The following is a 12514-nucleotide window of genomic DNA, read 5'->3' on the forward strand; positions in this document are numbered from 1 at the left end:
AATATTATAAATTAAAATCTAAATTTTTCTCTGACTTTGTGACATTTCATTTAATAAATCATTTAACCGACCTGCAGTACTCTCATCTGTAAGCACAGTTAAGTAATCTCCTGCATATATAATTGTTTCTCCATTTGGTATTATCTTATGACATCCTCTCTTTATCTCTACAATCAAACAATAACATGGCCAATCTATTTCCTTCAGTACTTTTCCATCAAGATATGATCCTAAACAAACTGGAACTTGAATTATAGTCTTTTCATCTTGTTCATTTTGACGAATTTCCATACCTGCATTGTTTATAAGGAACTTGTCAAGAAGTGACTCGTAAATTGGTCCTGTACCCAATTTATCTGCAACTAAATATGCAATTATTGATACAATACTTAGAGAAAGAAAATGATTAAATGATCCTGTCATTTCTGTAATTAGTATTATACCAGTAATTGGAGATCTTACAACAGCTGTAAAGTAACCTGTCATTCCCATAATTATGAAATTATTTACATAGTAACTATTTACATGCAAAAAAAGAGTAAAAAACTGTCCGTAAAAACTTCCTATTAAAGCTCCTATTGTAAGAAGTGGTAGAAATATTCCACCTGGAACTCCAGAACCGTAACATATCATTGTAAAAAAGAATTTACATATAAGCATAATGAAAATAAGTGTCATTGTAAAATGCACATTACTAAGATCTAATATAAGACTATTTCCTCCTCCAAGTACTTGTGGTAAGAACAGCCCAAATACTATTGATACAAGAAGAGGCACTACTGCCTTATACTTTTGAGGGATAATCTTCTGTTTTCCATATAAGTCTTGAGTTTTTAAAAGTACTATATTAAAAGCTGCACCTGTAACGCCTATTATAATACCAAATAATACTATATAAAAATAATACCTTAATGGAATTGAATATATATGACTGAAATTAAATATAGGTTGTGCCCCTAAAAGTTCACTTGTTATAAAATCCGCTGAAAGTGCGGATAAAAATGATGTAGCAAGAATTAAAGGGGAAAAGTTTTTATGCACTTCTTCAAGTGCAAATATAGTACCAGCAAGTGGTGCATTAAATGCAGCTGCAAGTCCAGCACTCGCTCCACTTGTAATTAAGTGTTTCTCTTCTATATTAACTCCTTTAAAAAGTCTACTAACCCCTTGTCCTATAGCAGCACCAAGTTGTACAGAAGGCCCCTCTCTTCCAAGGGAAAGTCCTGCTCCTATTGCAAGAACTCCACCAACAAATTTTTCAACAACTACCTTAAGCCAGTTCATCTTTAACTTGCTTAAAATTACTCCTTCAACTTGTGGAATTCCACTTCCACCTATCATTGGATGATTTTTGCTCATAATACCAATGATGCATCCTAAAATTATAAAAGCAACTACCATTATAGGTATAATCCACCATTTTAGTAAAGCAACTTTATAGATATTAAGTACTTTACCTCCAAGTAGCCCTATTAAAGATCTAAATGCTACTACTACAAAGCCAGTTAATACTCCTACAATTATACTCTCTACTATGAGATTAAATTTAGATCCATACCAACTGACTATAATGTCATCGTTACTCTTTTTAGATATATTCTTCACCAACATTCCTCCCAATTTTATGTCTGTTTTTTATGTATATGTAAACCCGATAAACAGGAAATTAAAGCACTATACTTTATTTTATATCAATTTGTGACTATTCTCAACAATCCAATGTTGATAGGAGAAAAACTTTTTAGATAATTTTTATTGCAAAGTATTTATATTTTTCTTATTTTTAATGTTAAATAAAGTAAATGTAACAATTGGCAATATAAAAAATACTACTACATTCATGTATATATATATATCTAGTATCTTAAAAAGGTAGATAACTTCCCTTCCTACAAAGCAAGATATTACATAAATTATAATACTCAATACAGCTTCAGTTTTTTTATTTAAAAATTTTTCATTCAAATTTAATTCCTTAAATAAAATAATAACTGCAAAAAATGCTGTTACATACTTTGCAAACCAAGAGGATATTAGCTGAAAAATTACATAAAATTCACCATCTGCAATAAATCCAAAAAATGATATGAGCTGTGTCTGTATAAGTTTTGGATATATAATGTTATTTCCCCTCTTTACATCAAATGTGGCAAGCAGTCCAATTGTAGATATAAGAATCATTTGTGCTATGAACAAATTTGAAATTAGTGCATACTTTCTTGCATTTTTATTCTTATTCAATTTAGATAAACATGGAATTACTATTGCAATAGATGAGTACATACCTATTATCTTTACTATAGATATAAAAAAATTTGCATATAGACCATTTTCAAATACTGGAAACAACCTTCTATAATCTTTAAATGGTGCTGTAAGCATAGCAAGGTTTATCCCATTAATTGTTGACATTGCCATACTTCCCATTAATACAACCATAATAGAGTAGGCTCCATTTTTCACAACATAAAATCCAGGAATAACTACAAAAAGAGCTACATACCATACAGGACTCTCCAAAAAGAAATTGGTATGTATAACATTTGACTCTACTGACATAGATTCAATAAGTGATACTATAACTTCAAATGTAAAAATAGATAAAAAAAACTTACCTAGATATTTTCCAAATGCAGTTTCAAATATTTGACCTATACTACAATAATCATTTTTAATATAAATCTGTATTATGTAATCAAAATATATAACTATTATTGCAAATGCTATTATAGAACATATCCAACTATCTCTACCTGACAGAGCCATAAATAATTGAGGATATGTTTTAAGAGATGCTATACTTACTGCACATATTAAAAAAAATATATGTCCAAAACTGAATTTACCCATAAAATTTCTCCATTCCAATGATATGTAATATTTACAATAATATTATTTACTAAAAAATGAATGTTATCCATATTAAATACAGACAATATACTTGGGTGATTATTTATGAATGATTATTTAGATTATATTGATAATAAATTACAGGGAAATTCAGATTTTAAAAAGAGAGTTATAAAATCAGTATCTGGAAATATATACATTCTATTCATTGACAATTTATGTGATTCAAAGTTTATAAGTCAGTACATTATAGCTCCTCTTACAAATATGAGTAGTAAAACAATAAATTCAAATACAATAAAAGAAAAAGTACTTTATGGAAATTCTCTAGGCAATGCAAAGTCAAAAGATGATGCTGTATTTCATATTCTATCCGGAGATGTAGTTATAATATTTGAAAATATGCAAAATGTAATATTTTGTGAAGCAAAGGGATTTTCAAAAAGAGGTATAGAGATGCCCATAACAGAGGCTTCAATAAAGGGTCCAAGAGAGGGATTTAACGAGTCAATTATGGACAATATTTCCCTTATAAGAAGGAGAATAAAATCTCCATCTTTAAAAGTTGAATATTTTACAGTAGGTAGTGATTCAAATACAACTACAGCTCTTATTTACATGGAAAACAAAGCCCCTAAAGATCTCGTAAAAAGATTGAAAAACACAATAAATGATATGAATACAAACTTCATACTAGGTACAAATTATGTAGAAGAAGAATTAAAAATTACTTCAAAAACAACTACTTTTAGTACTCTAAACTACAGTGAAAAAGCTGACATTGTAGCATCTAGAATTTTTCAAGGAAGAGTTGCAATACTTGTAGATGGATCTCCATTTTGTTCAACTGCACCTTACTTTTTCATAGAAAACTTCCAAGCTCCTGACGACTACTATTTAAACAAGGTCTATGCAAACATATTGAGAGTAGTAAGGTTACTTGCCTTTGGAATATCTTCTTTTCTTCCTGGACTTTATATAGCACTTACAACTTACCATTTTTCTTTTGTTCCCATTGAATTTATACTCAGGCTTACATCTTCAAGAGCTTATGTACCAATGCCTACAACACTTGAAGTAATGCTTATGCTATTTTTCTTTTTACTTTTAAGAGAAGCTGGAATACGTCTACCTCGACCTATAGGACAGTCAATGAGTATAGTTGGAGCACTAATTCTTGGACAGTCAGCAGTAAGTGCTGGTCTTGCATCACAATCTACAATAATAATAATTGCACTTACATCAATATGTTCATTTTTGATTCCAAATCTATATTCTACTCTTATAGTATGGAGCATAATAACATTTATAATGTCTTCTCTCATGGGTATAATTGGTTTTTTTATGGGAATATACACCATGTTATCAAATATAGCTTCAATTGACAGCTGCGGTTATCCATTTATATGGCCATTTGGAACAGGCAAAAATCTTGGATACAAAGATATATTCTACAGATCTAACTTGAATAAGATCTCTAAAAATAATTTAGAGAAGGATGATAAAAAATGAAACGAATTCTTTGTTCTTTTCTCATACTATCTTCTTGCCTTTTAAGTGGATGTTTCAACTATCATGATATAGACAAAGTAATATTTGCAACTGCTGTTATAGTTGATGTAAATGAAGTTGGAAATCCAGTAGTTTATGTAGAAGGTTTTAAATCTGATAGAAATGTGAGTTCAAATGGTGGCCAAAACCAAAGGGTTTTATTTAAAGGATCTAAAAAAACTTTATTTGAAACTTTAAGAGATATAGCTATGTCTTCAAGCTATAAGATAAACTATACAAATACAAGGGTAATACTTCTTACTGAAAAAGCTGCGGAAAAAAATATGGCTGACTTTATTGATTTTTTAGACAGGGATAAAGAATTTATAATTAGAAGTTATCTAGCTGTATTAAAAGGAGATCCAGAGAAATTTATAAATACTAGTTTTAACGAGCAGGAATTTATAGGAATGTATATATACAACCTAACACGTAATGTATCTCCATCTTCTAGAGCTATAATAACTACATTAAATGACTTCCTAAATTCAATATATTCGCCTAGTGGTACTTCTATAATCTCCATGGTACAATTGAAAAAAGATAGTCCAGAAGCAAAAATAGAATTGAGTAATGGAGCTATAATAAAGGACTTTAAAATGGTAGATATACTGGATAATCGTGAAGGATTGGGATATAATTTTTTCATAGATAACGTAAAAAGTGGATCTTTAGAAGTAACAAATCCAGATTCCACAGAAAAATTTCTATCTCTTGAAATAGTAAAAAATAGAACTAATACAAATATATACTATAATGGTAAGGACATAAAAATAAAAAAGACAATAAATACCTCTGTATCTGTAGCAGAAGCACAGAATCGAATAAATCTAAACACTATCACTATAGATAAAATTAAGAAAGCAGCTGAAGATAACATTAGAGAAAGTTGTTATGAAATTTTCAATAAATATAAAGGAAAAAATCTTGATATATTTAAGATAAATGACAACTTTTATAGAAAATATCCAAGGGCAAATGTTTCTAATCCTCTTGAAAAAAGTTATCTTGATTTAGAGGTAAATGTAGAGGTATCTGGGTCATCTAATAAACTTAACTTTAGAAAATAGTATATTATATAGTCTAGTTGTTATATAATTAATTTATAGAAAATGCAAAAACTATAAAAAAGGAGAAATATAATTGATAAAAATAGGTAAATTCAATAATTTAAAGATAGTTAGAAAAGCTGATTTTGGCTTTTATCTAGATGCAGGCACAGGAAATACAGATGATGACATACTTCTTCCAAATGGAAGTGTGATAAATCCTGAAATTAAAATTGGAGATGAAATTACATGTTTTATATACAGGGATTCAAAGGACAGAATGATTGCAACTATGAAAACTCCACTTGCCACAGTAGGTGATATAGCTTATTTAAAAGTAGTTTCCAACGCAAGTTTTGGAAGTTTCATAGATATAGGTCTTGAAAGAGATGTATTTGTACCTATGGCAGAACAAAAGTATAAATTAATTCCAGAGGCACACTATCTTTTCTACATATATGTTGATAAAACCAATAGATTAGCTGCTACAACAAATATTGACAAACATCTTAAAAACATAGATATAAATGAAAAAGAAAAACTAATTGAAAACAAATATAGAATTGGAGATGAAGTTCTAGGAATAGTATATGGATTTCAGACAAATGGTACAGTTATGGTAGCTATAGACAACAAATACAGAGGCATAATTCTTAAAAATGAGTACTTTTTTGATATAGTACCAGGACAGAAAATTAAGCTTAGAATAAAAAAATTCTACGAAGATGGTAAGCTTGTACTTACTCCAAGACAAAGACCAGCAAAAGAGAGGATCTCCCTTGAAGATACAATTGTTAAATACTTAAAAGACCACAATGGATTTATGAAATACAACGATAAAAGCTCTCCTGAAGAAATACGAAGTGTATTCCATGAAAGCAAAAACTATTTCAAAAATGCACTAGGCGGTCTTATGAAAAAGAAGATTATAACCCAAGATAAATCAGGTACAAGATTGATAAAACAACCTAAATAGCTTAAATATAAAATCCCGAAATAGACATCTATTCCGGGATTTTTAAACTACTACTCTTTTCTAAAGATCTTAAATATCTCATTTAAAACAAGTGGTACAAGTGACAACATAGTTACAAATATCCAATCTTGCAATGTAAGTCTGTATACCTTAAAAAGAGATGACAAAATAGGTGCAGTAATTACTATATTTTGAAGAAGAATTCCAATTATTATTGCTCCTATTAAATACTTGTTAGTAAAAATGCCCATACTTAATATTGATTTTTTGTGATGTCTTATACTAAGTGTGTAAAACAATTGGGATACACTTAAAACCACAAAGGTCATAGTCTGAGCATGCATAAGAGATGTAGGATATCTCTTCATTCCTATATAAAAAGCACAAAGTGCAGTAAGTCCTATTACAATTCCATTTGTGACTAAGAAAAATCCATTTTTCCCCGAAAAGAAACCTTCCTCTGGATCCCTTGGCTTTTCTTTCATAATATCTGGATCTCCAGGATCAACTCCAAGTGCTAATGCAGGCAAACTATCTGTTATAAGATTTATCCATAAAAGATGTATTGGCCTTAAAATAACAGGAAGTCCAATAACTATTGATATAAAAAGTGCTATTATCTCACCTATATTACAAGAAAGCAGGAAATTCACAGACTTCTTTATATTATTGTAGATATTTCTTCCCTCTTTTACTGCAGCTACAATAGTTGAAAAATTATCGTCAGTTAAAATCATATCCGATGCACCTTTTGCCACGTCTGTTCCAGTAATGCCCATAGCAACACCTATATCTGCTGCTTTTAAAGAAGGTGCATCATTTACTCCATCTCCTGTCATTGAAACTATATTGCCGCTTTTTTTCAAAGCTTTTACTATCTTTACCTTGTGTTCTGGAGATACTCTTGCAAATACTCTCAAATTGTCTATTCTTTCATTTACCTCTTCTTCTGTCATAGTGTCCAGTTCTGCACCTAATACTGCTTGAGATTCATCATCTGCTATGCCAAGCTCCTTTGCTATTGCAAAAGCAGTATTTTTATGATCGCCTGTAATCATAACAGTTCTTATGCCAGAAGATTTACATTCTTCAATTGACTTCTTTACATTTTCTCTTGGAGGATCTATCATTCCATATAGTCCTACAAATATTAAGTCGCTTTCCAGTAAATTTTTTTCACCATTTAAATCTTTATCACTGTCTATATCCTTAAAAGCTGTTGCAAGAACTCTAAGTGCATCATCAGACATTTCATTTGATGCAGAAAGTATATTTGACCTTATCTCATCATTCATTGGTATTATATTTCCATTTATCACTACTTTAGTGCAAATTTTGATTAAATTATCTACAGCACCTTTTGTAATTACACGAAATTTTTCTCCATACTTATTTACAGTTGTCATAAGCTTTCTATCAGAATCAAAAGGTATCTCCTCTATCCTTTTGTGCATATTTTCAGCTTTCTGTTTTGATATTCCAAGTTTATCTCCAATCTCTAAAAGTGCAATTTCAGTTGGATCACCTGTCTTAGAATCTTTAGAATAAGTGGCATCATTACAAAGTATCATATTATCTACAAGAATTTTTTCTTCATAATTTTCTATATTTAATTCTGATATATCAAGCAGCTTATTATTTGCATAAAATTTTGTTACAGTCATTTTATTTTGAGTAAGTGTTCCAGTTTTATCTGAACATATTATATTTACAGCACCTAAAGTTTCTACTGCAGGAAGTTTTCTAATTATTGCATTTTCCTTTATCATCCTCTGTACACCAAGTGCAAGTACTATTGTAACTATAGCTGGAAGCCCTTCAGGTATTGCAGCTACAGCTAAACTTATTGCAGTAAAGAACATTTCAAATAGATCTCTTCCTTGAATAAGCCCAATTACAAATATGAGAGCACATATACTTAAAGCCATAGCACCTAGAACTTTCCCAAGTTTTGCAAGTTTTTTTTGTAGAGGTGTTAAATTTTTTTCACCATCATCAAGCATTTTGGCTATTTTACCTATTTCAGTATTCATTCCTGTTCCTACAACAATTCCTGTTGCCCTTCCATGAGTTACAAGAGTGGACATGAATGCCATATTTCTCTGATCCCCAAGTGCTATATTTTCATTTTCAGATATAACCTCTGCAGATTTGTCTGAAGGTACCGATTCTCCAGTTAAAGCTGATTCTTCTATTTTTAAACTAACAGCTTCAACTATTCTCATGTCACAGGGAACATATCTACCTGCATCAAGCAACACCACATCTCCTTGAACTAAATTTTCGGAAGATATTTCTTGAATTTTCCCATCTCTTTTTACAAGAGCCTTTGGTGTTGAAAGTTCCTTTAATAATTCAAGAGCTCTTTCAGCTTTAGATTCTTGCATTAGTCCAACTACGGCATTTACAATTATAACAACTGCTATAATTATTGAATCACTTATCTCATTAAGTACTGCTGAAACTATGGCCGCTGCTAACAGTACATATATAAGAGGATCATTTATCTGTTCAAATAAAAGTTTCCATATAGACTTCTTTTCCTTATCAGCCAATTTATTAGGACCAAATTTGTCAAGTCTATTAGATGCTTCCTCTTGTGACAATCCATTGTCAATGTCGGACTTAAATTGCTGAAGTATTTCTTCAGAGCTCTTATTATACCACATATAATCACCTTACCTTATTTGATAATTTTCACTTGGAGAACTTAATTTATTAAAATATACATATAAGCTTATTTTTTGAATATAATTAATTCTTATACCTATATTTTTATGCAATTATATTTTATAATAATAGGTATAATTATAGTTTATATGAAAATTTTACGCTTGTAAATAGTATTATACTTTTTATAATATGGAGGTATTTCATGGAAATTTCTAGAATAGGTCCCTCTTCTACTACTTCATCTAAAAATAGAAATATCAAGGTAAAAAAGGACTTTTCTCAAAGTTTTAACTCACAAATGGAAAAAAGATCCCAAGAACAGTTAAAAAATATGTTCAACGATATAAAAAAGAAAGGCAACAGATTAGCCATAACAAAATGTTATTCAGACGTAAAGGCATATAAAAAAATGATAAAGGAATATCTTGAATCGGTACTAAGCTATATGTATAGTATCAAAAAAGACATAAGTTTTTGGCAAACTCAGTATTTTATAACTGTTGATACTATAGACAGCAAATTAGAAGAACTTACAAATATGCTTATGAATGATCAAAAAGAAAATTTAAATATTGCATCAACTATAGACGATATAACAGGACTTTTAGTAGATATATACAAGTGACTTTATTAAACATAAACACTACTCCAAATTTATTTATATATAGAGTAGTGTTTCTTATTGTTGTTTAGTAAACTAAATTATATAATTGAAGCCAAAATAAGAAGTTCCTCATTGTCATTATATATGCTATCAAATTGGCTTATTGGAAGTGGATTTTTACCATTCCCAACTTCTATTGTAAAACCAGGTTTTTCAAAATCTTGTATAAACCAGTCCTTGTATCCAGAATAAGAAGTTATACCTGTAGTTTCTGAAAGTTTATATCCGCTTACCTTTGCAAACTTTTCAGCTATGGATCTTGACTCAGTAGGAGTAAGGTCACTGTACTGCCAGTATATAACCTCACCTTGACTGTGATATGCAAGCACCAATCGAAAGTTATGATTTTCTGTAAAGTTTACCATGGACTTAGTTTCTGGCTCTGAAACAGGTGAAGGTCCTGAATACCTTGTAGGCCCAGGTCCATAAACTCCATAGGACTCCTCAGCTTTCTTTGAAAGTTCCCAACCTGCATTGTAATTGTGATTTAAATCAACTCCTCTATTATTTGCCTCCCAATCTTTAGAAAAATCCATACTTCCCTTATTCCACTTTATGAGATCACTATAATATGGATTATCCCGCTTGATCCCATTTAAAACTAGATCTACTCCATCAGGATTTACCATAGGTATTATATATATGCTACTTTTATCCCATATATCACCTATATTATATCCCTTTATATCCTTATTTTCTGTATATGCTTCTAAAAAATTTTCCGCAAATTTCATAAGTAAAGGAGTAGTTATCCATTCTAGTGCATGATGAGCTCCATTATATGAAACTTCATTATTTCCCCTTCCCAGTTTTATATAGTAAAGCTCCCGTCCAAGAACGCTTTTACCTGCAGTGCCTATAGTTAAAAAAGGATACCTTGCCTTTAAAGCATAAATATCACTTTCAAGAACGTCATAAGTATAATTTATATCAGTATCAACTATCTGAATGTCATAAGGCACCTTAATTGTAGTCCCTGGAATCAACCCAAATGGCTTAACTTGTGGATTTGCAATTACTATACTTTCAACTTTAGTTCCATATCTTTGCGCTATATTGTATAGTGTATCTCCAGGACTTATAGTATAGTAATCATAACCTTCTATGAATCTTTTAAGCACTCTATATGTGTTCTCACCTATTATTCCATCCGCCTCAAGTCCGTTCATCTTTTGAAATCTTTTTACTGCATTTTCAGTCTTCACTCCAAATATTCCATCTACTACTCCTGGATTATAACCTAATTTTTTAAGGACTGACTGAACCCTCATAACTTCATTTCCTCTATTACCTATTCTTAAAATCAGAATACAACATCTCCCACTATTAGTTGCCATATTATACTATGCAAAACCTTCAGACTATGTGACAGATAAATGTAAAATATTAAAATGAAACTATTTATTTATATTGTATTCATCATATTTTTTAGACTCCACAACGTATTCCTTTGCTGAGTTTTTAATGTCTTCTATTTCTTCTTCAGTTAGTTTTCTTATGACTTTTGCTGGGGAACCAAAACATAAAACTCCTGATGGTATATTTTTATTTTCAGTTACAATGCTACCTGCTCCAATTATAGTATTTTTGCCTATAACAGATCCATTCATAATTATAGATCCCATTCCTATAATACAATAGTCCCCAATTTCACAACCATGAATTATAGAATTATGTCCTACAGTTACAGATTTTCCTATATGTATAGGGCTATCCTCTTCAGTATGCAGAACACAATTGTCCTGTATGTTGGTTTTCTCTCCTATATATATACTTCCCGAATCTCCTCTTAAAACTGAATGAAACCATATACTTGCATCTTGTTTAATTTTAACTTTACCAATAACATCAGCATTATCTGCTATAAAGCATGTATCCTCTATTTCTGGAACATGAAATTCATATTTTCTTATCATATTCTACTACTCCTTTAAAATAATTTTTAAAATATTATATCATAAAAGATAAAAATAACTTTTAAAGTTTTATGTATTATTTTTTTTCCATTTAAATGCAAGATATTTTGTAAGCATAATCTGATTAATTAAATAAAATTGTGCCGTAGAATAATACTCAGATTGACTTTCATTTATAAACACAGAATGGGAGTAAAATTGAAGAGCAACATCACTTAAATACGCAAGTTCATTATTTCCAACTTTAGTTACAGATATAATTTTTACTCCTTTTTTCTTTAACTTTCTTGCAAAATTATTCATAAAAGCATTATTACCTGATAGAGAAAAGAGAAAAAATAGGTCCTTTGAAGATAGCATATCCATTATAATATCAGTTTCTGCCATTCCATCTAAAACATAAATTAACTTGCTGCCAAAAATCATATTTCGTTTTAAATCCTTTACTGCCTGTTTCTGAACACTTCCAGAACCATATGCATATATTCTTCTAGCACCTTCAAGCATTTCAAATACTTCAGAAAAATCCTTCTTTTTCATAATTTCAACAGTGTTCTCAATATCCTTAAAAACACGTTCAACTTCTTCATCATCAAACTTATTAGTACCTTTATCTTCCCACTTAAGATAAGTTTTCATTTCACTATAACCTTCAAATCCCAACTTTTTTGCAAATCTCAAAACTGTAGTATGGGAAACATTGCATTTTAAAGACAATTCCTGTATTGACATAGTCTTACACTCTTTTTTATGATGTAAAATATAATTCCACAGATATAAATCATTTTCATTTAATTTTTTATAATTTTTTTGAACTAAAGTTTCCAGTTTCATA

At 30.0% G+C, this 12514-nt stretch carries 10 protein-coding genes; 4 read left to right on the top strand and 6 right to left on the bottom strand.

Features of this window, described 5'->3' with window-relative positions:
• Nucleotides 1-18 precede the first annotated feature (18 nt).
• Nucleotides 19-1611, bottom strand: a complete 1593-nt coding sequence (locus H2684_RS01910; RefSeq protein ID WP_182087652.1) for a ClC family H(+)/Cl(-) exchange transporter — start codon at nt 1609-1611, stop codon at nt 19-21.
• Between the two features lie 141 nt (nt 1612-1752).
• Nucleotides 1753-2850 (bottom strand): endospore germination permease, encoded by a 1098-nt coding sequence (locus tag H2684_RS01915; RefSeq protein WP_182087653.1) that lies wholly within the window; start codon nt 2848-2850, stop codon nt 1753-1755.
• Nucleotides 2851-2955: 105 nt separating this feature from the next.
• Between H2684_RS01915 and H2684_RS01920 the strand changes: the two genes are divergently transcribed.
• The 3 genes from H2684_RS01920 to H2684_RS01930 all read left to right on the top strand — a co-directional run bounded on the left by H2684_RS01920 (nt 2956) and on the right by H2684_RS01930 (nt 6426).
• Nucleotides 2956-4362 (top strand): spore germination protein, encoded by a 1407-nt coding sequence (locus H2684_RS01920; RefSeq protein WP_182087654.1) that lies wholly within the window; start codon nt 2956-2958, stop codon nt 4360-4362.
• The gene (locus tag H2684_RS01925) at nt 4359-5471 is read left to right on the top strand and encodes a Ger(x)C family spore germination protein (RefSeq protein WP_182087655.1); all 1113 of its coding nucleotides are present in this window, start codon (nt 4359-4361) and stop codon (nt 5469-5471) included. Before H2684_RS01920 ends, H2684_RS01925 begins: the two co-directional genes overlap by 4 nt.
• A 73-nt stretch (nt 5472-5544) precedes the next feature.
• Nucleotides 5545-6426 carry a S1-like domain-containing RNA-binding protein gene (locus H2684_RS01930; RefSeq protein WP_182087656.1) on the top strand — a complete coding sequence of 294 codons (882 nt, stop codon included), beginning with the start codon at nt 5545-5547 and terminating at the stop codon, nt 6424-6426.
• A 50-nt stretch (nt 6427-6476) separates the two neighbouring features.
• Here the strand turns inward: H2684_RS01930 and H2684_RS01935 are convergent, their stop codons facing one another.
• Nucleotides 6477-9095, bottom strand: a complete 2619-nt coding sequence (locus tag H2684_RS01935) for a calcium-transporting P-type ATPase, PMR1-type (RefSeq protein WP_182087657.1) — start codon at nt 9093-9095, stop codon at nt 6477-6479.
• A 206-nt stretch (nt 9096-9301) separates the two neighbouring features.
• Here H2684_RS01935 and H2684_RS01940 point away from each other — a divergent pair, with 206 nt between their 5' ends.
• Complete coding sequence (locus tag H2684_RS01940) at nt 9302-9724, top strand: YaaR family protein (RefSeq protein WP_182087658.1); 423 nt, start codon at nt 9302-9304, stop codon at nt 9722-9724.
• A 77-nt stretch (nt 9725-9801) separates the two neighbouring features.
• Here H2684_RS01940 and H2684_RS01945 read toward each other — a convergent pair whose 3' ends face one another.
• From H2684_RS01945 to H2684_RS01955, 3 genes are all read right to left on the bottom strand, one after another.
• Nucleotides 9802-11073 carry a M14 family metallopeptidase gene (locus tag H2684_RS01945; RefSeq protein WP_182087731.1) on the bottom strand — a complete coding sequence of 424 codons (1272 nt, stop codon included), beginning with the start codon at nt 11071-11073 and terminating at the stop codon, nt 9802-9804.
• Nucleotides 11074-11160: 87 nt separating this feature from the next.
• Entirely contained in the window at nt 11161-11679 is a 519-nt protein-coding gene (locus H2684_RS01950; protein ID WP_182087659.1) for a gamma carbonic anhydrase family protein, read from the bottom strand.
• Nucleotides 11680-11748: 69 nt separating this feature from the next.
• Nucleotides 11749-12513 carry a MurR/RpiR family transcriptional regulator gene (locus tag H2684_RS01955; RefSeq protein WP_182087660.1) on the bottom strand — a complete coding sequence of 255 codons (765 nt, stop codon included), beginning with the start codon at nt 12511-12513 and terminating at the stop codon, nt 11749-11751.
• Nucleotide 12514 lies beyond the last annotated feature (1 nt).

The sequence above is a fragment of the Clostridium sp. cel8 genome (genome assembly GCF_014050525.1).
In the GTDB taxonomy this organism is placed as follows: Bacteria; Bacillota; Clostridia; order Clostridiales; family Clostridiaceae; genus Clostridium_B.

Excerpts from the sequence above, each read along its gene's own strand:
- H2684_RS01955 (WP_182087660.1), bottom strand. The coding sequence starts at position 12,513 with ATGAAACTGGAAACTTTAGTTCAAAAAAATTATAAAAAATTAAATGAA.
- H2684_RS01910 (WP_182087652.1), bottom strand. The coding sequence starts at position 1,611 with ATGTTGGTGAAGAATATATCTAAAAAGAGTAACGATGACATTATAGTC.
- H2684_RS01950 (WP_182087659.1), bottom strand. The coding sequence starts at position 11,679 with ATGATAAGAAAATATGAATTTCATGTTCCAGAAATAGAGGATACATGC.
- H2684_RS01915 (WP_182087653.1), bottom strand. The coding sequence starts at position 2,850 with ATGGGTAAATTCAGTTTTGGACATATATTTTTTTTAATATGTGCAGTA.
- H2684_RS01920 (WP_182087654.1), top strand. The coding sequence starts at position 2,956 with ATGAATGATTATTTAGATTATATTGATAATAAATTACAGGGAAATTCA.
- H2684_RS01925 (WP_182087655.1), top strand. The coding sequence starts at position 4,359 with ATGAAACGAATTCTTTGTTCTTTTCTCATACTATCTTCTTGCCTTTTA.
- H2684_RS01940 (WP_182087658.1), top strand. The coding sequence starts at position 9,302 with ATGGAAATTTCTAGAATAGGTCCCTCTTCTACTACTTCATCTAAAAAT.
- H2684_RS01935 (WP_182087657.1), bottom strand. The coding sequence starts at position 9,095 with ATGTGGTATAATAAGAGCTCTGAAGAAATACTTCAGCAATTTAAGTCC.